The organism is Candidatus Poriferisodalis sp. (assembly GCF_965204195.1).
Classification (GTDB): Bacteria; Actinomycetota; Acidimicrobiia; order Acidimicrobiales; family Poriferisodalaceae; genus Poriferisodalis.
On the sequence record NZ_OZ241975.1, the window covers coordinates 3418552 to 3442525 of the forward strand.

The following is a 23974-nucleotide window of genomic DNA, read 5'->3' on the forward strand; positions in this document are numbered from 1 at the left end:
ACCCTACCAGTGGCCTCCCGACGCCAGCAAGGCTGGGCACGGGCCCCGCTCATCTCAGAGTCGAAGGCTGCTGAGCGACTCCGGAGCCTCGGGCAGCGGCGGCGGGGGGGTTAGCCGGTGGCGGCTTGTTGGAGGATTCGGGCAGCTCTGGCAATGAGGCGTTCGGCCTCGTCGACTGCCGTTTGGTAGGCGGCGAGATCGCCTTCGCGCAGGGCGGCGTCGGCCCGCTCGAAGGCCCTTGCGGCCCGTTCGAGCAAGTCACCCACGTCGTCAGTGTCCGGCGCCGTGTCGGGCTCGTCGGCCTCATCTTCGGGCGCGGCTGCTGCAGGCTCGTCCTCGGGGTCGTCGGGCGCAGCGGGCGCTTCGTCGGTTCGGCGCACTGTGCCGTTGCCGATGTCGATGCTGGCGCCGATCGCTTTCTCGAGCGCCCCTTCGAACGTCTCAGAGATCACAACGTTCGAGCCGATGCCGGCAATCACCAACTGCAGCTCGGGCACCGCCGTCGGCCCCGTGGCCGCAATGAACAACGGCCGCACGTACAGCAGCGAGTTCTCCACCGGGATCAGCAGCAGGTTGCCGGGCCGCACCACTGAACCGTTCTGGTTCAGCAGCGTCAGCCGCTCGGAGATCTCCTCCTCGGTCTGGATGTTCGAGTTGAACAGCGCCGGACCGTCGATGGGCTGATCCGAGCGGATCTCGAACACCTCGATCTGGCCGTACCGGTCGGGATCGTTGTGGACCACCATGAAGCCCTCGAGGTTCTTCCGGGAATCATCCTCGGAGAACGGCACGAACGGCCGGAAGATCACGAACGACGCATCGTCGTCGCCGGGCAATCGGAACAGCAGGTACTGCGGCGAGATCCTGGCCTCGACCGTGGCAATCACCTGCCCTGTCGTCTCGTCGCGCACCGTCTCCACCGTGGTCTGGCCGATGGAATCGCCCGGGTCTTGCGCCACCGCCCACGCACCAGCAGCGTCGTAGAACTCCGACGGGTCATTGAGGCGGTACCGGCCCCACGCATCGGTCTGCACCCGGAACAGGTCCTCGGGATAGCGGAAGTGCTCCTGCAGCTCGGCGGGCGGGTCTTCGGTGGCGAACAGCGCCGGGAACTGCTTGATGTACGACTGCACGATCGGGTCGCTGCGGTCGACCACGTAGAACGTGACCGTGCCGTCGTGGGCGTCCACCACGGCCTTCACCGAGTTGCGCACATAGTTATGCGGGTCTCGCAGATCGCTGCCCAGCGTGGCCGCCCGCGAATTGGTGCGCTGCGCGTACGGGAACTGCGTGGTGGTGGTGTAGGCGTCGAGCACCCACTTCACCTTCCCGTCGATCACCACGGGATAGGGGTCGTTGTCATACGACAGGAACGGGGCCAACAGGCTCACCCGCTCCTGGATGTCGCGGTTGTAGAGGATGCGGCTGCTGCCCTGGATCTCGCCCGACACCAGCAGGTTCGGCTCGGCGAAGCGCACCGCGAAGGCCAGGCGCCGGAAGAAGCCGCCGATGCCCACGCCGTCGGCACCGTCGTAGCGGGTGGTCTCGGTGCGGTCGTCGTCGTCCTGGAAGTCGACCTCGGCACGCTGGGCGCCCACGATGGCGTAGCCCTGCAGGTCCTCGCCCACGTACAGGCCCGGCTCGTCGAGCTCGAGCGCCTCAGCGCCCGGCGTGATCACATTCGGGATGTCGCCCAGCGCGTACGCCGGGCGGCCGTTGGCGTCGACCCCGTTGGCCGGCGCTGCCGCCACGCCGTAGCCGTGGGTGTAGGCGACGTGCTCGGTCTCCCACGTGTCGGTGGGCAGCTCGGTGGGGCGCAGCTCACGGGCCGCCAGCACGATCTGGGTGACCTGGCCGTCGATCTCGTAGCGGTCCACGTCGATGTCGCGGAAGTCGTAGAAGCTCTTGATGCCCTGGGTCTGCTGGAACGTGTCCTGCATGACGGCGGGATCGAGCAGCCGCACGTTGCGCACCGTGTCGAAGTTGTTCTCGATGTCTTCGGCGGTCAGCCCGGGTTCGTAGTTGAACTCGCGGGGCGACACGTTGTCGAGCCCGAGCGCGATGCGGGTCATCTCGATGTTGCGCTCGATGTAGGGCGCCTCCCGGGTCGACTCCGAGGGCTCCACCTGGAAGCGCTGCACGATGGCGGGGTAGGCAGCGCCCGCCAGCCCGGCGATCACCACCCACAGCGCCACGGCGATCACCGGGTAGGTGAAGCCCCGCCGCCAGATGTTCACCACCAGCAGCAGGAAGCTGAACAGGCTGATCACCATCAGCAGCCGCAGCACCGGCAGCTGGGCGTTGACGTCGGTGTAGGTGGCGCCGTCGACGAAGCCCCGGGTGGACAGCGTGAGCTCGAACTGGTCGAAGTAGTAGCCCACCGCCTTGATGAGCGCCAGCAGGCCCAGCAGCAGCGACAGGTGCGCCTTCACCTGCGGCTGCACCCGGCTGCCGGCAGGGGCTTGCACCCGAATCGCGCCGTTCAGGTAGTGCCAGATGGTGGTGAAGATGAACGTGACCAGCACCGCGGCGAATGCCCAGCCGACCAGGAAGTTGAAGAACGGCAGGCGGAAGACGTAGAAGCCGATGTCGCGGCCGAACTGGGGGTCGGTGAGGCCGAAGTCGGTGGCGTTGATGAAGAACAGCCACGACTCCCACTGGCCCGAGACGCCGGTGCCGACCATGAAGGCGAGCACCAGCGAGACGCCGATGCGGATGAGGGCGCGGCGACGACGGGAGATCTGGTGCCAGCGGGCGGCGATGTCCTCGGCCGGGCCCGTCGGCGTGGCGCGTGCGGCCAGACGCTCGGCGATGAACAGGTTCACCCACAGCAGCACGAAGAAGATCGCCGTGAACAGCAGCCCGAGGCCGATCTTGGCCCACAGCACCTTCCACCACACCGAGGCGTAGCCCAGGCTGTCGAACCACAGGTAGTCGGTCCAGAAGCCGGCGAGGCCCCGGATGGAGAACAGCAGGACGAGGCCGGCCGCGACGACGATGCCGATGATCAGGCGGAACCGGGTGAGGCCGCGTGGGCGGCGTGGCACCCGCTGGGGGCCGCCGGGACCTTGGGGTCGTTGAGGACCCTGAGGCCCGCCTGGTGGCCCAGACGAAGGGGGTGGCATGTCCTCGGGCGGGCGCATACGGCGCTGAGGCTACTGGGGAGCGCGGGCACCGCAGGCGGCGTACCGCGCCGCCGGCGCGCGGGGCGCGTAGGTTCGGCGCCGTGCGGCTGGCGGTACTGGTCTCGGGAACCGGATCCATCCTCGAAGCGATGCTCGACAGCGGGCTGCCGGTGGACCTGGTGGGGGCCGATCGGCCGTGCCGGGGGCTGGGCATTGCCGACGGCGCAGGGATCGAGACAGTGCTGGTGGCCCGTTCGGACTGGACGGGCGGGGCCAGCGACTCAGGTGGGGGCAGTGCGACCGGCATGGACGACGCGGCGGGAGGGCGCGCTGTTTCGGGGCGGCGGCGCTTTGACCGCGAGGGCTACAGCTGCGAGCTGGCTTCCGTGCTCGGCGGTCGAGGCGTGGACGTGGTGGCGATGGCCGGCTTCGGCACGGTGCTGGACGAGTCGTTCTTCGCATGGGGCGACGGGCGCTACCGGGGGCGGGTGCTGAACACCCACCCGTCGCTGCTGCCGGCGTTCCCGGGTTGGCACGCCGTGCGTGAAGCGCTGGATGCGGGGGCTGTCGAGTCGGGCTGCACCGTGCATGTGGCGATTCCCGAGGTGGACGCCGGCCCGGTGCTGGCCCAGCAGGCAGTGCCAGTGCTGGCCGGCGACGACGAGGCCACGCTGCACGAGCGAATCAAGGCGGTGGAGAGGAAGCTCTACCCGGCCACGATTGCGGTGTTCCTGGAGCGCTGTGCCGGTGAGGACGCAATGGGCTTGCGGGAAGTCGAACTCGAATACAGGCAGGAAGGACAGACCCGATGAGGGCGTTGATCTCGGTGTGGGACAAGACGGGTGTGGTCGACTTCGCGACCCGGCTGTCGGACCTCGGGTGGGAGATCGTCTCGAGCGGCGGGACGGCTGCGGCGCTGGCCGAGGCCGGCGTGCCGGTGCTGGCGGTGGAAGACGTCACCGGCAGCCCCGAGATGCTGGACGGCCGGGTGAAGACGCTGCACCCTCGCATCCACGGCGGGATCCTGGCGGACCGGTCGAAGCCAGCGCACTTGGCGTCGCTCGACGAGCACGGCATCGCGGCCATCGACTTGGTGGTGTGCAACCTGTACCCGTTCCGGTCCGATCCGGGGCCCGAGCTGATCGACATCGGCGGGCCGGCGATGGTGCGGGCGGCGGCGAAGAACCATGGCGACGATGACGGCGGCGTGGGCGTGGTGGTGGACCCCGCCGACTACGAGGCGGTCCTGGCCGAGCTGGCCGATGCAGGTGCCGGTGGGCTGAGCGCGGTGACGCGGCGGCGGCTGGCGCGGGCCGCCTTCGCCCATACGGCTGCCTATGACGCGGCGATCGTGAGCTGGCTAGACGAGCCCGCCGAGGGCGAGACCGAGGCAGGGGCCGATGAATCACCCGCTCCCCTGCCGCCGACCGTGCACCTGGCGCTGGAACGGGTGGACGAATGCCGCTACGGCGAGAACCCGCACCATCTCGGCGCCCGCTACCGGCCGGTCGGCGAGTCGACCTGGTGGGACCACGCCTACCAGCACAGCGGGCTGGCGCTCAGCTACCTGAACTTCTTCGACGCTGATGCGGCATGGCGGATCGTGCACGACCTCGGCGCTGCTGAGAGCTCTTCGGCGGTCGTGATCGTGAAGCACGCCAACCCGTGCGGTGCCGCGGCCGGCGACGATCTCGCCGACGTGTACCAGCGGGCGTACGACTGCGATGCCCGCTCGGCGTTCGGCGGGATCGTGGCGTTCAACAAGATCGTCGACCTCGACACGGTCGAGCGCATCGAAGCCGCCGCCCAGGCCGACCTGATCATCGCGCCCGGCTACGAGGACGGCGTGGTGGAGCGCCTCGAGGCCAAGCGGCGCAACACCCGGGTGCTGGAGGCGCCACGGCCCGACGAGGCCGGCCTGTCATTGCGGCAGATCAACGGCGGATGGCTGGTGCAGTCGCCCCACAGGTTCGCTTCAGCGCCTGAGAACTGGCAGGTGGTCACCCAACGCAAGCCCACGGCCAGCGAGCTGGCCGATGCCCGTTTCGCCTGGCGGGTCTGCGGGCACGTCATGTCGAACGCGATCGTGCTGGCGCGGGACCGCACGGCCTGGGGCATTGGCGCCGGCCAGCAGAACCGGGTGGAGTCCGGTCAGCTCGCGGCAACCAAAGCCGACGGGCGGGCTGCCGGCGGCGCCTGTGCCAGCGACGCGTTCTACCCCTTCGGCGACGGCGTCGAGGCGGCGGCTGAGGCGGGCGTGGCCGTAGTGGTGCAACCCGGCGGCGCCCTGCGAGACGACGACGTGATCGCCCGGGCCAACGAGCTTGGCCTCGCCATGCTGTTCACCGGCGAGCGGCAGTTCCGGCACTGATGAGTGCCGGAACCATTGAACGCAGTCGGCACTAATGGCAAGACCATCGAACGCAGTCGACGCGACTCCGATGAAGCGGCTAGGCGCTGCCGCGGCTGCTGCGGTTCTTGTAGCTGCAGGTCTCGTGGGAATGTGGCCGGCGAGCGCAGGCGCACAGGCAGCAGGATCGGCGACGCTGCCGCCGCCCGAGGTGCTGGGCGACTGCGCCGGTGCGGTGCCGGTGATCGTCGCGTCCGATGCCGACGCACAGTCCGACATCTACTCGGCCGTCACGCTCGTCGGCGTGCTGGACGCCAAGAGTTGCATCGTGCTGGCCGGCGGCCGCGACGACCCATTCCCGCAGGACCAGCTGGAGAGGCTCGCCACAGCAGCGGCCGGCGGCTATGTCGTCGGCGGGCCCGCAGCAGTGCCGAACACCAAGCTGTCGGGCCGCAAGATGACCCGCGTCTACGGCGCAGATCGCTGGGAGACCGCAACCGCGGTGGGCGAGGTTGCGGCGGCCCTTGCTGCAGGTGAGGACCCCAGCGGATCCGACGACACAGGTGAGGAAGTTGACGGCACGCCTGCCTGGCAGCAGCGGCTGGCAACCGAATTCTCGGCCGCGCTGCGGTCCAGCGAGGCAACAGACGACATGTGCATGTCGCTGTATCGCAACGGCAAGCCGATCTTCGAACACAAGGCGAACACGCCCCTGCTGCCGGCATCGCTCGCCAAGCTCGCCACGGCCACTGCCGCGCTGAGCGAACTGGGCGCCGAGGCCACCTTCACCACCCGGGTGGTTGCCGACGCCGGCGCGCTCGATGCGGTCAGCGACGGCGTGCTGCGCGGCGACCTGTACCTCATCGGCGGCGGTGACCCGGTGCTGGCCACGCCCGGCTACATCAATCGCATTGCCGATGCGCGCCCCTACACCGACGTGACCCAGCTCGCAGACAGCGTCATGGCGGCGCTCGACGCTCACGGCATCGACACCATCGAGGGCGCCATCGTCGGCGACGGATCATGGTTCGCCGACGGCGAGCAGAGCTACACCTCGCACTCCCTGCCGGGCGCGACGCCGGAGACCCCGGCGATCTGGAAGCAGTCGTACCTGTCGGGGAACTTCGTGGGCGTCTTGTCGGGGCTGATCATCAACGACGGCTACTCGCCCTACGCCATCGACCGCCGGAGCCACACCCGCAGCGCCGATTCGACGAAGGCAGCAGCGTCGGACTTCGACGATCTGCTCGAAGCACGCGGCATGGTGATCCGTCACCGGCCGCGTTCGGGCAGCGCCCCCGCAGCAGGCGATTCGACCGATCTGGGCAGCATCACCTCGCCATCGGTCGCTGAGATGCTGGTGCGGATCCTGCGCTACTCGGAGAACACGCCAGCGGAGATGCTGTTCAAGCAGATCGGTCGGCACGGCGGCGACTCGTCCCGAGCGGGCTCGGCGAAAGCGGCGAGTACCGCGCTCGGCGATCTCCTGGACACGACGGCCGACGAAATCGTCTTGGTTGACGGCTCGGGGCTGTCGGTTCACAACCGCATGAGCTGCGAGGCTGCCGTGCGGCTGCTGCTGTTGGCCGGCAGTGATTCCCGGTTGGTGACCTCGCTGTCGATCGCGGGTCGAACCCCGACGCTGCAGAGCTGCGGCCCGCGGCCCCCCGGAAACGGGCAGGGCCCGGCGAACACGGTCTTCGCCAAGGGCGGTCAGCTCAACGACAGCTCGGCCATCGCCGGGGTCAGCACCGCGGCCAACGGCGACGTGCTCACCTTCGCCATGATCGCCAACGAACCGTTGATCATCCGAATCGGAAGCTGCAACTCCCTGCGCCAACGCACGCTCGACGCCATAGGCCGCTACACCTACGGCCCCGCGAGCTGATCGCTGCCGCCGACAACCGAGTGGATGCCGGTTCGTCGGTACGCTGCGAACCACAGGCGCCGCCATGACTTCATCCACCCGGCCCCCGAACGCACTGGCCGACTACGTGCCGGCTCTGCGCGCCAGCGATGACGAGTTTCGACTCCGTCTCCTCATGCACGACTTCGGACTCGTCTGGCAGGAAGCCAACCCCTACGAGCGAGCTGCCTTGATTGCCGACGAACCAGAGCTGTTCGACTCCCGCTGGGACGCCTTCCTGGCCGCATATGCCGAGCACCTTGCACGCTCCGTAGCCATGGCACCCCCGTCCTGGACATCGGCGGAACACAGGTTTCTCCCCGACTTTTGGTACGCCGGCGGCTGTTACGCCTTCGATCGAGTGCGCACCATCATCACCACCCCCGGTGCCTTCGAGGAACACGGTGTCTGGTTTCCTCGCAGCGAGCTAGCGGTCGTCTGACGGTGATCCCGCTCTCTGAATCTGAGATCCGGTCCGCCCTCAGCGAACTCGCCGAGCGACTTGAGCGTCGGCGAACGCATGCACGCCTCTACATTGCGGGCGGCGCCGCGATGGTGCTGGCCTACGACGCTGATCGGGCCACCCGCGACATCGACACAGCCGTTCTCGACGGCTACGAGGCGGTCATGTCCATCGCCGCTGAGATGGCACGCGAGCGAGGCTGGCCGTCAACTTGGCTGAACGAACAAGCAACGCCGTACATGCCCAAGGCCGAGCAGCGGCACGGGCGCGAGGTGTTCGAACATCCGTACTTGACGGTCATCGCCGCGAGTCCAGAGCACATGCTGGCGATGAAGGCGCGAGCGGCTCGTCGCACCGACATCAGTGACGCGATGCGACTCATGGAGATCACTGGGATCGCCGATATCGACGACATCGCAGCGCTCGTCCACAAGGTGTTCCCCGACGAGGATTTGGGGCGTCGCCAACTCGACTGGCTCGAAGCAGTGATCGAGGAGTCTCAACGCGACCACCGCGCCCGCGGATAGAGCCAGGCTCGCCGCCGATCAACGACCGGGGCGAAGACTGCGCTTTGCCAGCTCAACTAAATCGCTTTGGCGTGGAGGGTCTTGGAGGTGAAACTCCTGGTCATGAACATCAACGACCTCGTGCCAGCTCGCGAGCTGCGCGCAGCCATCCGCGATGGACTCGTGCGCGAACGCTGCCATGCGGGGCTACGCATCCTCAACTACACGAAGAAGTGCCAGGCCGACGCTGCATGGAACGAGGTCACGAACATCTGCCGCGGACTCATCGTCGACGCAGATGGCCGCGTGGTGGCCCGACCGTTTCCGAAGTTCTTCTACCCCGGGGAACCTGCAGCGCCGACGATGCCCGACACGTCGGAGGGTCGCTGGGAGATGCGAGTCTGCGAGAAATTCGACGGAGTGCTCGGCATCGGTTACGTAGCATCCGACGGCAGTTCCCGCCTGTGCACCCGCGGGTCGTTGACATCCGAGCAGAGCGCCGAAGCGAACCGGATACTCGCCGAGAAGTACGCCGACACGAAGTTCTCGCGCTACGTCACACCGCTGTTCGAGATCATCAGTCCGGCGTGTGGCATCATCGTGGACTACGGAGAGCGACGTGACTTGGTGCTGATCGCGGCAATCGACATCGATACCGGTGCCGATATCTCGCTGAGCGATCTGGCGGCTCACGGACTCGACTGGCCCGGGCCGAAGGCGCAGACCCGGCCTCTGACGCTCAAAGACGCCGTCGCCGAGACGAAGCGGGGAGGCCGGGGAACGGAATCAGAGGGATACGTGGTGTGCTTCGATCCGGTGACTCGCGATGAGCCGTCACTGCGCTTCAAGTTGAAGCACAGCGACTATCTCCGGATGCATGCCGCGCGCTTCCACCTCACCAGTCGCAAGGTCTGGGAGCTCGCCGCCGCGGATGCGCTCATCGCAGCAGGCATGAGCGATCCGGCTTTGCTGGTCAAGGCCTTGCGAGTCTCGCCCGAGACCGCAGTCGAACTCGCTGACGCCCATGGCGGCCTGGTCGATGCGCTGCTGGACCTGCTCGACGATGAGATGCACACGGCCGTCGTGCACCTCGCCGCCCGCCTGCTTGCTGACGCCGAGGCACAACTGGAGCTTTATCGCCAGCTCATGGCGGGCGAACTTGCCGGTCTTGTCGATGATCCGCGCTGCTTCGCCCTGGCGGCTCAGCGGGCAGCCGCGGAGCACGGCATCTCCCCTCACCCCCTGTACCGGTTGCGCACTGGCCGCTTGGCTGACGCGCTTGCCCAGATCTGGTCCGACCTGCGCAGCACTACCGACCCCGACCTCGACCCAATACGAGCGGCGCTACCTGAGTCGGACACAGAGTGACTCAAGCTCCGGCGTTATTCCGAGATCAGTCGGTGTGCGTCAGATCGAATCCGTCGACGACACAACGTCCGTTGATCAGCGGCGATTGTCGGGTCAGCCGAGGAGACCCATTCCTCCGACGGTGTCGCGCTCGTCGACCAGTTCGGCCCAGGAGGTTTCGATGCGGGCGCGGCTGAACGCGTCGAGGTCGAGGCCGGTCACGACGTGGTACTGGCCGCCTGCGACGGTGACGGGGTACGAGGTGATGATGCCTTCGGGTGCGCCATAGTCACCGGTGGACGGGATGCCCATCGACACCCAGTCGCCGCCGGGCGTGTCCGAAGACCAATCCCGCATGTGATCCACCGCGGCCGACGCTGCCGACGCCGCCGAGGAAGCGCCGCGGGCGTTGATGATCGCAGCGCCGCGCTGCTGCACGGTGGGGATGAAGTCGTCCTCCAGCCACGCCTGATCGTCCACCAAGGCCGCTGCGTTGTGACCGCCCACCTCGGCGTGGAAGATGTCGGGGTACTGGGTGGCGGAGTGGTTCCCCCAGATGGTCATGCGGGTCACGTCGTTCACCGACACGCCGGCCTTGCCGGCGAGCTGGGCGACGGCCCGGTTGTGGTCGAGCCGGGTCATGGCGGTGAACTGCCCGTCGGCGATGGCGGGCGCATTGCGCATGGCGATCAGGCAGTTGGTGTTGGCCGGGTTGCCCACCACCAGCACCCGCACCGACGGGTTGGCCGAATCGCTCAGCGCCTTGCCCTGCACAGTGAAGATGCCGCCGTTGGCCTCAAGCAGATCGCTGCGCTCCATGCCGGCCTTGCGGGGCATCGAGCCCACCAGCAGCGCGTAGTCGGCACCCTCGAAGGCTTCGTTGGGGTCGGACGTGCCGGTCCGCGACGCCAGCAGCGGGAATGCGCAGTCGTCGAGCTCCATCATCACGCCGTCAAGCGCGCCCATCGCCGGGGGGATCTCCAGCATCCGCAGCTCGACTGGCTGGTCGGGGCCGAGCATGGCCCCCGAAGCGATCCGGAACAGCAGGCTGTAGCCGATCTGGCCCGCTGCACCGGTCACAGCTACTCGTACTGGATCGTTCACTGCGCTCTCCTGGTTCGACCTGCCGGGCACCCGTCCCGGCTGCGGGCGTTTCTAGCGCGGCATCCTTCCTTCTGCACCCCGCTCTGTACCGGTCAGTCTCGCTGTACCAGGCCGGTTGCGGCCGGGGGAAGCTTGGCCCGGTAGGCATCGAGGAACCTGGGCCACCAGCGCTGCCAGAACTGCTCGGAGGTCTCGTCGAGCGACCGGACGATCTCGGCGACGAATGACGACATCGAGTGCGAGTTGCGGTAGAGCTCGCTGTGAACGCTCACCGCCTCGTGGGCAGCCATGAACGCCTGGCGCGCCCGGCTTCCCGCCCAGTCGTCGGGCAGCACTTGGACCGGCAGCAGCGGATCGTCGCGATGAACTGCCTCAGTTTCCGCTGCAGCAGCGAACATCGCTGCAGCGAGCTCGGCGCCGCCGAGACGATCGGCATCCGCTTCGATCGATGCGAGCTTGCGTTCGAGTACGCCGTAGCGATCGGCCAGCTCATCGACGGGCCAGTTGCGTCTCGCGAACTCCGCCAGATCGTCGTCCGCTGGCTCGCCGCTGTCGGCTGTAGGGAGTCCTGTGCGGATCGACGGCGTGACAAAGCTGCGCACCGCATCAGGCACCTCGAGATGCTCGGCGAGTTGGGACACCAGATCGAAGAGGTCGTGCGGGTGCACGTACAGCCCCGACTGGATCGGTGCAGCACCGAGCTCGATAAGCAAGCGACGCAGGGCGTCGCGGGCAGCTCGGCGCCGTTCGGGCACTTCGAAGGCCGTGAGATGCCACCATCGGTCCCACGGTTCGAGACCTGCATCGACGCGATGTGCGTAAGCGGCCCAGCCGATGTCGCTCTCGATGGCCGCACGGCCCGCACCAGTCACCCGGTAGCTGGCGCCGCGGCCCCGCCCTGAATCGTGAACGAGAAGCCCCTCGCCGGCAAGCCGAGCCAGGCAGTCACGCACCGCCTTGTCACTGTGGCCGAGCAAGGCCGACATGACGAAGATCGGCTCGGCGTGCAGTGCACCGTCGGTGCCGACCGTCGACAGCACCAACGCGCGGGTCGGCAGCGAGTGGTGCTCCTCCACGGTGTGATCGGTCAACGCTGGCTCCTAGCTGTTATGCCGTAGATTATCAACGGCCGTTGATATCTTACGGCATTTGGCGTATGCTGCTCGCATGAGCCTCGGCCAGATGATGTTCGACCCCGATTTGGCACTGCCCAATGTCGCCTTTCGTGACCCGGCGATCTTTGCCGCGGAGCTGGATGCGATCTGGCACAGCGACTGGGTGTTCGTCACGACCGTCGATGCCGTGCCCAATCCCGGCGACCAGCTGCCGGTGATCGTCGGCAGGCAGCCGGTGCTGCTCATCCGCCAGCAGAACGGCGATCTCGCTGCGCTGTCGAACCTGTGCGCCCATCGAGGCACGCTGCTGGTCGACCGGCCGGCCAACAGCAAGCGGATCCAGTGTCCGTACCACGCATGGGCCTACGACGACGGCGGGCGGCTGCTGTCGGTGCCGCACGCGCCACGAGATGCCGTCGACAAGCCGGCGCACTGCCTGCCGACCTACCGGGTGGAGTCGTGGCACGGCCTCATCTTCGTCAGTCTGAACCCCGATGCCGAGCCGCTCGCCGAGCGCTTCGCCGCGGTGGAGCCTCACGTCGCCGCACACGGCCTCGACGCCATGGCACACCGGTCCGATCAGCAAGAAACGCAGAAATGGGCCTGCAACTGGAAGCTCGCGATCCTCAACGCGATGGAGAGCTACCACCTGTTCCGGGTGCACCCCGAAACGCTCGAGCCGTTCTCGCCGACCAAAGGGGCCTACTACATCACCGGTTCGGCTCGGGCCACTGCGACGGGCGGCTCGGTCGCCTCCGGCGATGACTACCTGCTGATCAGCCTTCCTCCCGGCTTTGTCGGCGCGTTCAACTCGGGCGTCTTCTTCTGGCAGGCCGTCCATCCCATCGATGCCGAACGCTGTGCCGTGAGAACCGGCGCTGCCTGGGGCACGGCATCGAGCAACCGCTCGCGCAGCAGGATCGCGAACTGGTTCAGCCGCTGGGCGGGTGGCACCGCATACGGACTGCCCGACTTCCTGCCCGAAGACAAAGCGATCTGCGAGCGAGGTCAGCGTGGTGCGATCGGTGACTTCGCTCCCGGCCCACTCGTTCCCATCGAACGGGTCGTTGCCGACTTCGGGCACTACCTCAACTGGCGTCTGAACGGCGTCAAGCCGCCAGCTGTGCATACGGCCCCCGACACAGGAGAGAACCGATGATCCAGAGCTGGGACGATCCGCCGCAGACCCGCCTCCGACGTCCCTGGATGACGTGGGCCGGGCTGGCCGCCCTGTGGGTGCTGACGTTCTCCGGGCAGTATTGGATGTGGTCGGCACTGTTCCTGGGCTGGGCCGCCTACGACATCGTCACGGGCGAGAGCAGCTTCATGCAGCGCGTCACCCGGCGGGGCGACCCGGTCACGTATTGGCTGATCGTCTCGTCCTGGGTGGCGCTGTCACTGCTGTGGCTGCTCTATCCGTACGGATAGAGAGCGCGTCACGACACAGATGCCGCAGGCCGTCGCTCCTGCAGGGCTGAAACGAAGCGCTGACTCAGGCGACTGCAGCGGCGGCGTCGACGGTGTTGGCGAGCAGCATGGCGCGGGTCATCGGGCCGACCCCGCCGAGGCGGGGGGTCACCCAGCCGGCCATCTCGCCGACTGATTCGTCCACGTCGGACAGGATCTTGCGGCCCTCGCGGGTGATGCCACCACCGACGACGGCCGCACCGGGCTTTACCATGTCGGGCGTGATGAGGCCGGGCACGCCGGCCGCGGCGATGACGATGTCGGCCTCGCGGGTGTAGGCGCCCAGATCCGCCACGCCGGTGTGCACGACGGTCACCGCCGCATTCGCCACCGGCCGCTTCAGTGCCATCAGCAGCGCCATCGGGCGGCCGATCGTGAGGCCACGGCCCACCACCACCACGTGGCGCCCTTCCACCGGCACGCCGTAGTGCTCGAGCATCACCTGGATGCCCCGCGGTGTGCACGGCAGCGGCCCGTCCACCCCCATCACGAGCCTGCCCAGGTTCACCGGGTGCAGGCCGTCGGCGTCCTTGTCGGGATCGATGGCCAGCAGCGCCGCTTCCTCGTCGAGCTGGCGGGGCAGGGGCAGCTGGACGATGTACGCGTGCACGGCGGGATCGTTGTTGAAGCGCTCGATGACCGCGTCCAATTCGGCTTGGGTGATGTCGGCGGGCAACTCTTCGTGGATCGAGGAGATGCCCACCTCGCCGCAGTCGCGGATCTTCGCCCCCACGTAGCTGTGCGATGCCGGATCGTCGCCGACGAGGATCGTGCCGAGCCCCGGCTGCAGGCCGTCGGCTTCGATCCGTTCTCGCAGGTTGTCCTTGATCTGTTCGGCCAGCGCCTGGCCGTCCAATAGCACCGCAGTCACGGCCTGCCACCGTAGTGGCGCTGTGCCGGGGCTCTTGCCGTCAGGCGTCCTCAGTGGAAGCCGGCCCGGCCGGCGCAGTCCTACGCGAAGCGGGCGTGCGGGCGCTGCGGCGCTGATGCAGCTTGCGCAGCGTGGGTGATGCGGCGGCGAGGGCACGGTCGGCGGCGGCGAGGACCCGGCCGGGCGTGCCGGGGGTCTCGTTGTCGATGAGGTTGCCCATCACCTGCAGGGTGAGGCGGGCGATGGCGTCGGTGCCGACTGCCAGACGCAGGCCTGCTCGAAGGATGCGGGGGTGGCCGATGAGGAACGAGAACCGCCGGCCCGTCCGCAGGAAGGCGTCGAACTTCTCGGCGACGATGCGGTCGTAGGTGTCGGCAACCGCGGACGGTTCCTCTGCGAACAGGTCGGCAACCAGGATCCCGGTCTCGAGGCCGTAGTCGATGCCCTCGCCGTTCATCGGGTTGATCAGCCCAGCCGCATCGCCGATGGCCACCCAGCCGGGACCGTGCCGCTTGGTGGCGCTCATGGGCAGGCGCCACGCCCGGGGCCGCTCCAGGTACGGGCCGAGCTGCCAGCTCTCGGCTACCAGGTCGCGGTAGCTGTCGCAGAGCCGGTTCAGGTTCAGGTTGGCGAAGCCCTTCATGGTGTTGAGGGCGCCCACGCCGATATTGACCGTGCCGTCGCCGGCGGGGAACAGCCAGCCGTAGCCGGGCACCGCTGTGCCCTCGGCGTCGCGCAGCGTCAGGCAGGCTTCGAGGTATTCGTCGGCGTGGCGGGGCGTCTCGGCATAGGTGCGGATGGCCAGGCCGAACGGCTCGTCGGGATCGCGCAGCGCGCCCAGCATCCGGGCGGCCTGGCCCTGAGCACCGGCCGCCAGCACCACCAAGTCGGCGGTCCAGCGTTCGTCGCCGGCCATCACGCCCACCGCCCGGCCGTCTTCGATGATCGGCAGCGCCTCAGTACCGAAGCACAGCTCGGCGCCAGCGGCGGCGGCGCCGTCGCACAGCGCGCTGTCCAGCCGGCGCCGGGGCCACACCGCTCCGTAGGGGCCGAACTGCCCGTTGGCGGGCCAATCCAGCTCGCGCACTTGCCGTCCGGCGATCATCCGCAGCCCCGCAATGCGGTGCGCCTCGTCCAGCGACACGCCCAACTCGTCCAGCGCAGCCACCGCCCGCGGCGTCAGGCCGTCGCCGCAGACCTTGTCGCGCCCGGCAGGAGCCTTCTCGAACGCCGTCACCTTGATGCCGGCGCCCGCAGCACGCATGGCCGCCGCCGCCCCGGCGGGACCAGCCCCGATCACGATCATGTCCCGGTGCGGCACCGCTACAGCCTGCCGCCGCCAGCACCGGATCGCTCGCGCAGCACGCCGGCGCCTCGCTCAGCCCAATGCTCACCGCTCGTGCTCTCCACCGTTGCGCGACGCACTCGCCGGCCGCTCCTCGGGCCACGGCTTCCCCCGGCTGCGCAGCATCTAGCTTGCACCCATGACCGAAACGCTGACGGGCACCGACCGCTCGGCTGGGATCAGCTACGACGAGCTGTTCGACAACGACACGCACCCGGTGTCGGACGTCCTGCGGCGAGTCGGCGAACACACACCGGGCAACACACGCGTACCGGCCCGCGTGTACTACGCGCACGACGTCCACGACCTCGAAGTCGAGCGGCTGTGGAGTCGCACGTGGCAGCTCGCGTGTCTCGCCGAGGAGATCCCCGAGGTCGGCGACTACCACGTCTACGACATCGCGCACCTGTCATTCCTGATCGTCCGCACTGCCCCCGACCAGATCAAGGCCTACCGCAACGCCTGCCTGCACCGGGGCCGCAAGCTGCGCGAGCACCACGGGCGCGGCTCGTCCAGCCTTCGCTGCCCCTTCCACGGCTGGTGCTGGGAGCTCAACGGCTCGCTGCGGGAGATCCCCTGCCAGTGGGATTTTCCCGATGTGGGCATGGCCGACTACGGGCTGCCCGAAGCCTCAGTCGACACCTGGCACGGGTTCGTGTTCATCAACCCCGACCGCAACGCCGCGCCGCTGGCCGACTACCTGGGCGACCTGGCCGACCACTTCGAATTCGTGCCGTTCGAGCGCCGGTACAAGGCAGCGCACGTCTCCAAGCTCATGCCGATGAACTGGAAGACCTGCCAAGAGGCCTTCATGGAGAGCTACCACGTGGTGGCGACCCATCCCACGCTGATGGAATCTCTCGGCGACGCCAACAGCCGCTACGACACGTTCGGCAACTACAGCCGGGCGATGACCGCAACGGGCGTGCCCAGCCCGCATCTCGACGGGCAGCCCCGCTGGGAGCGCATCGACGACGGCAAGGAGTACGGCCGCTGGCGGCATCCGCTGAGCGGGCACATCTATGAGCGCAATGACGACGGGCAGGTCGCCGTCACCGACCTGGACGGCAACGTCAGCACCTTCGACGAGCACGGCAACCACATCGACGGAGCGCAGACCCAGGCCGACCCGCACCTGTGCAAGTGGATCGGCGGTCCGCTGCCGCCGGGCCTGGAGGAGATGCCGCTGATGACGCCGCATCCCCCGCCGGAAGTGACCAACGTGCGGGGGTGGCTGGCGGACCGCAAGCGGGCCCAAGTGCAACGGCAGGTGGGTGACGCCATCGACGTCGAGGCCGTCAGCGACGCCGAGCTCATCGACTCCATCTTCTTCTCGGTGTTCCCGAACTGGTCGCCGTGGGGCTGCTTCAACCCGATCATGTACCGGTTCCGGCCGAACGGCGACAACCCCCAGGAGTGCATCTTCGAGGTGATGCTGTTCCCGCTGGCCCCGCCTGAACCGGCCGATCGGCCGGCACCGGCGAAGGTGCGCCATCTCGGCTTCGATGATGACTGGACGTTGGCGCCCGAGCTGGGGCCGCTGGCGAAGATCTTCCAGCAGGACTCGCTCAACCTGCCGCTGGTGCAGCAGGGCCTTCGCGCTCAAGAGCAGCAGGAGGTGATCTTCGCCTCCTACCAGGAGACCAAGATCCGGCACTTCTACGAGATATACTTCGAACGGTTGGGGCCGCGCATCGACCGTTCGACGGGTGCGGTGGCTGCTGCATCGGAAACCGCTGTGGGCGTGGCCACGCGCGAGAACGGAACTTCTGACTGAGCTCTTAGTCGCGCTCGCTGCCGAGCCTTCCGCCTGACCACCACGACTCGAAGCGGGGCTCGATCGCCGACCAGACCAGCTCGACGATCGGTCCGCTCGGGGGCACGACGTAGGCGAACACGCCGTAGCCGTCGTCGGGCGGCGCGGACGCTGCGGCAACCTGCCAGCCGACCTGCAGGCAGCGCTCGGTCTCCGCAGCGACGTCGTCGACCCACACGCCCACGTGATGGACCCCGGGATCGTCAGAACCGTCCCAGATCGTGCCCGGTTGGCCCTGCAGCAACTCAAGATGCTGGGGCCCCTCGCACGAGTAGGTGAAGGTCAGCTCGACTGACTGCAGACCCTGCTGCGGCGTCCACACCTGCTGCGCCGGGTTGTGCTGCACTGACGCCCAGCTCACGCCCAGCGTCTCGCCCATCTCTGCCATGGCCGCATCCAGGTCTGGCACCCGGATGCCCGTGTGGAAGAGCCGCTGGTAGTCGATCATCGGATTGACCTCCCGAACCCGGCCATACTCGCGCAGGGGGTGTCAGGATGAGCCGCGAAACGCTTGTCGAACTCACACGCAGGACGCTCGGTCACGCCCGCGCCGGAACAGTGCCGCTGGCAGGCGACATCGGCCGGGTGCCAGCGGCCAACTACTACGACCCCGATCGCTGGCGACTCGAGATGGAGCGGGTGTTCAAGCGCACTCCCCTGGCGCTGGGCTTCACTTGCGAGCTGCCCGAGCGCCGCAACTACAAGGCGCTGGAGGTAGCGGGCGTGCCTGTCCTGCTGTCACGCGGCGCCGACGGCCAGATGCGCGCGTTCGTGAACATGTGCAGCCACCGCGGCTCGATCGTCGTGCCGGAGGGAACCGGCACGGCGCGCCGCTTCACCTGCCCGTACCACGCGTGGAGCTACGACAGCGAGGGCCGGCTGGTCGGGATCCTCGACCGTGAGGAATTCGGCGACCTCGACCCCGACGGCCATGGCCTCACACCGCTGCCCGTCGCCGAGCGAGCCGGCATCGTCTTCGGCGCCTTGACCCCGGGGGCGCCCTTCGACATCGACGCCTACCTCTGCGGCTACGGCGAGATGCTGGCCCATCATGAGTTCGCGAGCTGCGCCTACGTGGGCAGCCAGAGCGTCGACGGGCCGAACTGGAAGGTGGCCTACGACGGCTATCTCGACTTCTATCACCTGCCGATCTTGCACCGGGAGTCGTTCGGGCCCGGCTACGCCAACAAGGCCATCTACGACGCGTGGGGTCCGCACCAGCGGGTGACCTCACCCGACCGGCGGTTCCTGGCGCTCGACAACCTCCCCGAGGACGACTGGCCCGTCGAACTGCTCACCGACGGCGTGTGGACGATCTTCCCGCACACCTCGGTCGCCGGCTTCCAAGTGAGCGCCGACGAGGTGCCTGGCGGCGGGCGGATGTACATGATCTCGACGCTGTTCCCCGGCGACACTCCCGACACGTCTCGCACGGTCCAGCACTTCCTCGCCGCATTCGAGCTCTCCGAGCAGCTCGAAGGACTGATCGAGGCCCAGAAGGCCTTCCTGCTGCACGTGGTGCGCGACGAGGACTACTACAACGGCAACCGGATCCAGCGGGCCGTGAAGACCGGCGCCAAGACCGAGTTCTTCTTCGGTCGCAACGAGGCCGGCGGTCAGCGCTTTCACGGCTGGGTCGATCGCATGGTGGCTGCAGAGACCGACGACGACTTCGCCCAACTCTTCGCCGGCGCTGAGACTTCGTTCCAGCGTTAGCTGCGCGAGGCGAGCCAGCGGGAGGTGGCCTTGGCCATCTTCGAGCCGTCGTAGCCGATGCGCTGGGTCGGCTCCACCTCGAGGATCACCCGCCGGGGCGAGTCCAAGAACGAGACGAACGAGGCCTGGCCCGCTTCGTTGCCCGGCCACAGCGCCGCGGCGAGGGCCGGATAGAACCAGACCTTGGTCTCGGCGTCGTCGTGCACCGTGCAGGTGCCCTTCCACGTGATCGCCTTGTTGCGCGGCATCGGCGAGCCGGTGCTGGTGACCACAATGCACACCCGCGGATCACGTCGCACGGCGCTGATGCGAGCCCGCTGGCTCGACGCTGTCAGCCAGAAGCGGCCGTCCCGCCAGACGTACGACATGATCACGCCCACGGGCCAGCCCTCGCGGTTCGCCCAGATGAAGGTGCACTCGTTGTGCGCGAGGAGCAGCTGTTCCTCGACGTCGGCGTCGAGGTCGTACACCGTGACGTCTTCGTAGTTCTCCTCGGGATGGGCTTCCGACGATTGCTCAGCCATGGCGTGACTCCGTTCGGCAGCGCCGGTCGGCTCGTGTGCTTCGCGCTCTCGCTCACCGTAGTGACACCCGGCGACGAACTGCATGGCCTGCTAGACCGGGCGGATGCCTGCGTATCTCATTGCGAACTACGACGTCGTCGACCCGGACAAATACAAGGAATACCAGCGCGGCGCCGCGCCCATCATGGCGGGAGGCGGCAAGCTCCTCGTGCTCGACCCGGCGACGGTCATCAAGGAAGGCGACGCCGGAGCACAGACGGTCGTCATCGAATACCCGACGATGGAGGCCGCCCGGGCCGCGTACGAGTCGGACGACTACCAGGCCGTCGTGGGCATCCGTCTGGGCGCGACCACGAACGGCCGGGCGGTGCTTGCCGACGGCATGGGCTGAGGCGACCCTCTTCCTTCCGAGACACGCGCGGCGCCCTTCCCGGCGCAGCCCCAGAGCCACTGCCGAAGGCTGAACCGGGGTTGCCGCTAGGTGGCCGTCAGGTTCACGTCGAGCCGCTTGAGCCCCCGCAGCATGAAGCTGGGGTGGTACTCGAACGTGTTGGCGGGGTCCAGCTCGAACGACGACAGTCGACGGGCCAGCTCTTCGAGGGCCACCTTGCCCTCAAGCCGTGCCAGGGCCGCCCCGACGCAGTAGTGGATGCCCCGGCCGAACGCCAGGTGATCGGTGGCCCCGTCACGCTCGGGGCAGAACGACTCCGGCTCGTCGAACACGCTTGAGTCACGATTCGCGGCCGAGTACATCGCCACCACTCGGGCACCGGCGGGGATGTCGACCCCCGCGACGGTCGTGTCATGGCGCACCACTCTGAACATGCCTTGGACCGGCGTCGATATTCGCAGCGTCTCCTCGATGATCGATCGGGCGCGCTCGGGATCCTCACGCAAGTGCTGCCACTCGCCGGGATGCTCGCCCAGCAGGCGCATCATCTCGGTGAGCATCTTCGTCGTGGTCTCGTTGCCCGCGACCAGCAGCTGTTGGATGATGCTGAGCATCTCGGCCATCGTCAGGTGATCAGCCTCGGCGTCGCCGATGCCGTCTTCGTCGCGGTTGATCCGGGCGTTGAGCAAGTTCGTCAGCAGGTCGTCCTGCAGTGATGTCTCGCGGCTCTCAAGTTGGTGGGCGAAGTATTTCTGGAACTCGATCACCTCGCGTTCGGCTGCGAGGCGCTCTTCGATGCTGATGTTGGTGCCGATGCCGGCGATGGAGGCATCGCTCCAGCGCTTGAAGTCGGCGAGCCGGTCATCGGGAACGTTCAGCGCCTTCGCGATCACTGTGACCGGCAGCGGCACGGCGAACGCCTCCACGAAATCCAGCGACGAGCCGTCAGCCGTTGCGGCCAGCATCCCGTCGATCAGCCCGGTGGTGATGCTGCGGATGGTCGGCTCGAGATCGGCGATGACCTTGGGCGTGAACGCCTTGCTGATGAGGCGCCGGAAGCGGGTGTGCGCCGGCGGGTCGGCGGTCAGCATGGTCCGCACGGGCAGGTAGCCGCCCTGGCTGCGGTACAGGTCGGCCATGCGCTTGGCCAGCTCGCTGCTCATGTGGCTGCTGGTGTCGAACTGCGAGGAGAACGTGTCGGTGTCGCGGACCACTTCGACGACATCGTCGTACCGGGTGATCAGGTACAGCTCTGCACCCGGCGTAGCGGCCTCAAAGACCGGGGCCTCCTGCTGCATCTTGGCGTAGTAGGCGTGAGGGCACTGCTGGATCGCGGGGTCGAACAGCCCGAAGTCGTCCAGGTCGACGTCAGGCGCCTCGCTCGTGTCTGTGGAGCTCAGATCCCGTTGCGGCACCGCTACAGCCTGCCGCGCCGGACTCCGGTCCGCTCAGCCAACGTTGTCGTCGGCGACAGCCGGCTTGCGTCCTGACATTGCCGCAAGGGGGAGCAGCACCAGTTCGTGGGCGAACTCCAGCACCCGCACGGCGATCGCGAATGCCGCTGCGTCACCGACCCCGAAGCGCTCGGCCAGCAGGGCCGCAACGACCACCTCGCGCACGCCCAGCCCCGCCGGCGTGATGCCGACCATGCCGATGACGATGCCGGCGGCGGTGGCCCCGGCGATCAGCCAGATGTCATCGACGCCGGCGGCAAGCAGCGCTGCGGCCAGAATTGCCGCGGCCATGAGGCGCTGTGCCACTGCCAGTCCGTAGATGAATACCGCTCGCCAGACGGCTGGCCGCTCGGCGCTGAGCGCGTCGGGAGGAACGCGTCCCGAGAGCCATCGCAGCACTGCCGCCCGCCGCATCAGCCCGTCGATGCGGCGCCACCAGCCCCCAGCGCCCGCAAGCGTCCATGGCAGCGTCACCAGCCCGGCGGCCGCACCCACGCCGATCACGACGCGGGCGAGCCAGCCCCCTGCCGTGCCCAGCCAGTCGGCTGGCGCCCACAACGCGGCGAATACGGCGGACCAGCCGACCAGCGTGGCGGTCTCGACGATCACCGACACCCCAGCGGCGGCACGGTTCACGCCTGAGGGGGCAGCCAGGCCAGCCCGGGCGACGACCGGTGCCAGCCCGGTCGGCAGGTAGCGCGTTGCCTGGGACAGCATCCAGATGCGCAGCGCCGGGCCTTGCGCCAGCGGCGTGCCATAACCGCCGATGAGCTCCCGCCAGCCGAGCGCCAGGCACCACGTGGCGATCATCGATACGACGACAGCGGCCAGCAGCCCGACGGCATCCACCTGAAGATCGATCTGGCGCAGGTCGTCCCAGTACCGGACGGCGAGCCAGACGATCATCGCCGCAGTCGCCAACCCCAGCGCCCACCTCACGGCGGTGCCGGATCGTTGCCGTTCGCCGATGCTGTCGTCCGATCCCGTCACGTCTGCACGCCCGCGCTGCTGAGCGTCTGGCATGTCCGGCGCACCCGGTACATCTGGCACCCGGCCGGCATCCCGCCGAGCGTACCGGGGTCCCAGCGAACGCCCGGAGAGTCGGCGGAACGGCTTGCGGCAGGACCGCTGCGAGACTGGGCGGGTGCGTGTGGTGTTGGTTGCACCGGGGTTTCCGACGTCGCTGGACGATCACCACAAGCCGTTCCTGCTCGATCACGCACGGGCGCTGACCGGTGCGGGTGCCGAGGTGACCGTGGTGTGTCCCGCTCACCCTGACGCGCCGAGCCGCCATGTGGTGGACGGCATCGAGGTGCGCAGGGTGCGATTCGCCCCTCGCCGGATCGAAGCGCGAGTGGCGCTGGGCGAGAGCTACCGGGTGTTCTCCGGGCTGTCAGCGCTGTGGGTCGTCCCGATGATCGCCCGGTTGACACTGGTCGCAGCCCCGCAGGCACGCCGCCGTTCGGGTGACGGCGCTGCGGTACACGGCCACTGGTGGTTCCCGTGTGGGCTCGTGGCCGTGGCGGCCGCGACACTCGCTGGCCGGCGAGTGTCCAGCGTGGTGCACATTCACGGTTCGGATGCCGCTGTCACCACAAACGCAGTCCACCGATGGCTGGCACGCCGGGTGCTGCGCCGTGCAGGCGCAGTGCTCACGGTGTCGGAGGACCTGCGTGACTGGGCGTCGTCGCTGGTGCAGCGACGCCATGGGCGGCTTCCCCGGTCTCGCGCCGACGACACCGATGCCGCGCGACCCCGAACGCGATTGAGGGCTCTGCGACCGCTGCCCGACACCGAGCGAGCGGTACGGCCATCTGTACCGCTTCTGCAGGTGGTGTCGATGCCGGTGGGAACCGACCGGCTCGGACCCAGCTCGCCTGTTCCGCCCAACGGACCGGTCGTGGCCGTCGGGCGCCTTATGGCCGAGAAGGGCTTCGACGTGCTGATCGAGGCCGTGGCGCAGATGGATGCGGACCAGCGACCGGAGGTCGTCATCGTGGGCGACGGATCGAACCGGGCGCTGCTCGAAGCGCTGGCACTCCGGCGCGGCGTGAACGTGGAGTTCGCCGGCGCCGTGCCCCCCGGCGACATCGGCGACTGGTACCGGCGTGCCCGTCTCGTGTGCGTGCCAAGCCGCCGCGAAGGCTTCGGCATGATCACCGCGGAAGCCCTCGCTGCAGGCCGACCTGTGGTCGCCACCGCAGTCGGCGCGGCACCCCAATTCATTACCGACGGCGTGAACGGCTGCTTGGCCCCGCCCGACAACGCCGAGGCGCTGTCGGCAGCGCTCACCAAGGCGCTGCGAACAGATCTCGATGCGGGGTCCTCGACCAGCGCCGTGGCGCCGGCACCGTTTGGCCCTGAGGCTCACGCCGCAGCGCTGCTCAGGATCTACGCCAGCGTGATTGCGACGATCAGCAGCGGCTCCGTCGGTGAGGCGCGGACGTCATAGCTGCGGAGGCGGCAGGGAACTC

Annotated in this window: 21 protein-coding genes; 12 read left to right on the plus strand and 9 right to left on the minus strand. The window is 68.3% G+C overall.

What is annotated here, in order from left to right:
- Positions 1-110: 110 nt before the first annotated feature.
- Positions 111-3143 (minus strand): UPF0182 family protein, encoded by a 3033-nt coding sequence (locus ACOGI8_RS15415; protein ID WP_419854681.1) that lies wholly within the window; start codon positions 3141-3143, stop codon positions 111-113.
- Positions 3144-3226: 83 nt separating this feature from the next.
- Here ACOGI8_RS15415 and purN point away from each other — a divergent pair, with 83 nt between their 5' ends.
- The 6 genes from purN (at position 3227) to ACOGI8_RS15445 (ending at position 9718) form a co-directional block, all read left to right on the plus strand.
- On the plus strand, positions 3227-3937 hold the full coding sequence (gene purN / locus ACOGI8_RS15420; protein ID WP_419854682.1) for a phosphoribosylglycinamide formyltransferase: 711 nt from the start codon (positions 3227-3229) through the stop codon (positions 3935-3937).
- Entirely contained in the window at positions 3934-5496 is a 1563-nt protein-coding gene (purH, locus tag ACOGI8_RS15425; protein WP_419854683.1) for a bifunctional phosphoribosylaminoimidazolecarboxamide formyltransferase/IMP cyclohydrolase, read from the plus strand. The genes purN and purH overlap by 4 nt, the downstream gene beginning before the upstream one ends.
- A 70-nt stretch (positions 5497-5566) precedes the next feature.
- A complete protein-coding gene (locus ACOGI8_RS15430) occupies positions 5567-7363 on the plus strand; it encodes a D-alanyl-D-alanine carboxypeptidase (protein ID WP_419854684.1) in 1797 nt (598 codons plus the stop codon).
- A 64-nt stretch (positions 7364-7427) separates the two neighbouring features.
- Positions 7428-7823, plus strand: coding sequence for a hypothetical protein (locus ACOGI8_RS15435; RefSeq protein WP_419854685.1), 396 nt, complete (start codon positions 7428-7430; stop codon positions 7821-7823).
- A 2-nt stretch (positions 7824-7825) separates the two neighbouring features.
- Complete coding sequence (locus ACOGI8_RS15440; protein ID WP_419854686.1) at positions 7826-8371, plus strand: DUF6036 family nucleotidyltransferase; 546 nt, start codon at positions 7826-7828, stop codon at positions 8369-8371.
- A gap of 87 nt (positions 8372-8458) precedes the next feature.
- Entirely contained in the window at positions 8459-9718 is a 1260-nt protein-coding gene (locus tag ACOGI8_RS15445) for an RNA ligase (RefSeq protein WP_419854687.1), read from the plus strand.
- Positions 9719-9811: 93 nt separating this feature from the next.
- Here the strand turns inward: ACOGI8_RS15445 and ACOGI8_RS15450 are convergent, their stop codons facing one another.
- Together ACOGI8_RS15450 and ACOGI8_RS15455 are read right to left on the minus strand one after the other, a co-directional pair.
- Complete coding sequence (locus ACOGI8_RS15450; RefSeq protein WP_419854688.1) at positions 9812-10801, minus strand: malate dehydrogenase; 990 nt, start codon at positions 10799-10801, stop codon at positions 9812-9814.
- 92 nt (positions 10802-10893) lie between these two features.
- On the minus strand, positions 10894-11892 hold the full coding sequence (locus tag ACOGI8_RS15455; RefSeq protein WP_419854689.1) for a PaaX family transcriptional regulator C-terminal domain-containing protein: 999 nt from the start codon (positions 11890-11892) through the stop codon (positions 10894-10896).
- A 76-nt stretch (positions 11893-11968) separates the two neighbouring features.
- Between ACOGI8_RS15455 and ACOGI8_RS15460 the strand changes: the two genes are divergently transcribed.
- Both ACOGI8_RS15460 and ACOGI8_RS15465 read left to right on the plus strand, forming a co-directional pair.
- Complete coding sequence (locus ACOGI8_RS15460) at positions 11969-13075, plus strand: aromatic ring-hydroxylating oxygenase subunit alpha (protein ID WP_419854690.1); 1107 nt, start codon at positions 11969-11971, stop codon at positions 13073-13075.
- Positions 13072-13344, plus strand: coding sequence for a hypothetical protein (locus ACOGI8_RS15465; protein WP_419854691.1), 273 nt, complete (start codon positions 13072-13074; stop codon positions 13342-13344). The genes ACOGI8_RS15460 and ACOGI8_RS15465 overlap by 4 nt, the downstream gene beginning before the upstream one ends.
- Before the next feature lie 64 nt (positions 13345-13408).
- Here ACOGI8_RS15465 and ACOGI8_RS15470 read toward each other — a convergent pair whose 3' ends face one another.
- Both ACOGI8_RS15470 and ACOGI8_RS15475 read right to left on the minus strand, forming a co-directional pair.
- Entirely contained in the window at positions 13409-14254 is an 846-nt protein-coding gene (locus ACOGI8_RS15470) for a bifunctional 5,10-methylenetetrahydrofolate dehydrogenase/5,10-methenyltetrahydrofolate cyclohydrolase (protein ID WP_419854692.1), read from the minus strand.
- Positions 14255-14294: 40 nt separating this feature from the next.
- Positions 14295-15575 carry an NAD(P)/FAD-dependent oxidoreductase gene (locus tag ACOGI8_RS15475; protein ID WP_419854693.1) on the minus strand — a complete coding sequence of 427 codons (1281 nt, stop codon included), beginning with the start codon at positions 15573-15575 and terminating at the stop codon, positions 14295-14297.
- Positions 15576-15738: 163 nt separating this feature from the next.
- On the opposite strand from ACOGI8_RS15475, the gene ACOGI8_RS15480 reads away from it, so the two are divergent.
- Positions 15739-17376 carry an aromatic ring-hydroxylating oxygenase subunit alpha gene (locus ACOGI8_RS15480; RefSeq protein ID WP_419854694.1) on the plus strand — a complete coding sequence of 546 codons (1638 nt, stop codon included), beginning with the start codon at positions 15739-15741 and terminating at the stop codon, positions 17374-17376.
- Between the two features lie 4 nt (positions 17377-17380).
- Here ACOGI8_RS15480 and ACOGI8_RS15485 read toward each other — a convergent pair whose 3' ends face one another.
- Complete coding sequence (locus ACOGI8_RS15485; protein WP_419854695.1) at positions 17381-17863, minus strand: VOC family protein; 483 nt, start codon at positions 17861-17863, stop codon at positions 17381-17383.
- Between the two features lie 47 nt (positions 17864-17910).
- On the opposite strand from ACOGI8_RS15485, the gene ACOGI8_RS15490 reads away from it, so the two are divergent.
- Entirely contained in the window at positions 17911-19131 is a 1221-nt protein-coding gene (locus tag ACOGI8_RS15490; RefSeq protein ID WP_419854696.1) for an aromatic ring-hydroxylating oxygenase subunit alpha, read from the plus strand.
- On the opposite strand, the gene ACOGI8_RS15495 is transcribed toward ACOGI8_RS15490, so the two are convergent.
- Positions 19128-19655, minus strand: coding sequence for a pyridoxamine 5'-phosphate oxidase family protein (locus ACOGI8_RS15495; RefSeq protein ID WP_419854697.1), 528 nt, complete (start codon positions 19653-19655; stop codon positions 19128-19130). The two genes, ACOGI8_RS15490 and ACOGI8_RS15495, sit on opposite strands and share 4 nt — an antisense overlap.
- A 103-nt stretch (positions 19656-19758) precedes the next feature.
- Here ACOGI8_RS15495 and ACOGI8_RS15500 point away from each other — a divergent pair, with 103 nt between their 5' ends.
- Positions 19759-20046, plus strand: coding sequence for a DUF1330 domain-containing protein (locus tag ACOGI8_RS15500; protein WP_419854698.1), 288 nt, complete (start codon positions 19759-19761; stop codon positions 20044-20046).
- 86 nt (positions 20047-20132) lie between these two features.
- On the opposite strand, the gene ACOGI8_RS15505 is transcribed toward ACOGI8_RS15500, so the two are convergent.
- Both ACOGI8_RS15505 and ACOGI8_RS15510 read right to left on the minus strand, forming a co-directional pair.
- Positions 20133-21461: a cytochrome P450 gene (locus ACOGI8_RS15505; protein WP_419854699.1), complete on the minus strand. Its 1329-nt coding sequence runs from the start codon at positions 21459-21461 to the stop codon at positions 20133-20135.
- 33 nt (positions 21462-21494) lie between these two features.
- Positions 21495-22490 carry a lysylphosphatidylglycerol synthase transmembrane domain-containing protein gene (locus ACOGI8_RS15510; RefSeq protein ID WP_419854700.1) on the minus strand — a complete coding sequence of 332 codons (996 nt, stop codon included), beginning with the start codon at positions 22488-22490 and terminating at the stop codon, positions 21495-21497.
- Positions 22491-22644: 154 nt separating this feature from the next.
- On the opposite strand from ACOGI8_RS15510, the gene ACOGI8_RS15515 reads away from it, so the two are divergent.
- Positions 22645-23952: a glycosyltransferase family 4 protein gene (locus ACOGI8_RS15515; protein WP_419854701.1), complete on the plus strand. Its 1308-nt coding sequence runs from the start codon at positions 22645-22647 to the stop codon at positions 23950-23952.
- Positions 23953-23974 lie beyond the last annotated feature (22 nt).

Bases quoted from the DNA above. Each gene is read 5' to 3' on its own strand.
- ACOGI8_RS15415 (WP_419854681.1), bottom strand. From the start codon at position 3,143: ATGCGCCCGCCCGAGGACATGCCACCCCCTTCGTCTGGGCCACCAGGC.
- purH (WP_419854683.1), top strand. From the start codon at position 3,934: ATGAGGGCGTTGATCTCGGTGTGGGACAAGACGGGTGTGGTCGACTTC.
- ACOGI8_RS15430 (WP_419854684.1), top strand. From the start codon at position 5,567: ATGAAGCGGCTAGGCGCTGCCGCGGCTGCTGCGGTTCTTGTAGCTGCA.
- ACOGI8_RS15435 (WP_419854685.1), top strand. From the start codon at position 7,428: ATGACTTCATCCACCCGGCCCCCGAACGCACTGGCCGACTACGTGCCG.
- ACOGI8_RS15460 (WP_419854690.1), top strand. From the start codon at position 11,969: ATGAGCCTCGGCCAGATGATGTTCGACCCCGATTTGGCACTGCCCAAT.
- ACOGI8_RS15465 (WP_419854691.1), top strand. From the start codon at position 13,072: ATGATCCAGAGCTGGGACGATCCGCCGCAGACCCGCCTCCGACGTCCC.
- ACOGI8_RS15480 (WP_419854694.1), top strand. From the start codon at position 15,739: ATGACCGAAACGCTGACGGGCACCGACCGCTCGGCTGGGATCAGCTAC.
- ACOGI8_RS15485 (WP_419854695.1), bottom strand. From the start codon at position 17,863: ATGATCGACTACCAGCGGCTCTTCCACACGGGCATCCGGGTGCCAGAC.
- ACOGI8_RS15490 (WP_419854696.1), top strand. From the start codon at position 17,911: ATGAGCCGCGAAACGCTTGTCGAACTCACACGCAGGACGCTCGGTCAC.
- ACOGI8_RS15495 (WP_419854697.1), bottom strand. From the start codon at position 19,655: ATGGCTGAGCAATCGTCGGAAGCCCATCCCGAGGAGAACTACGAAGAC.
- ACOGI8_RS15500 (WP_419854698.1), top strand. From the start codon at position 19,759: ATGCCTGCGTATCTCATTGCGAACTACGACGTCGTCGACCCGGACAAA.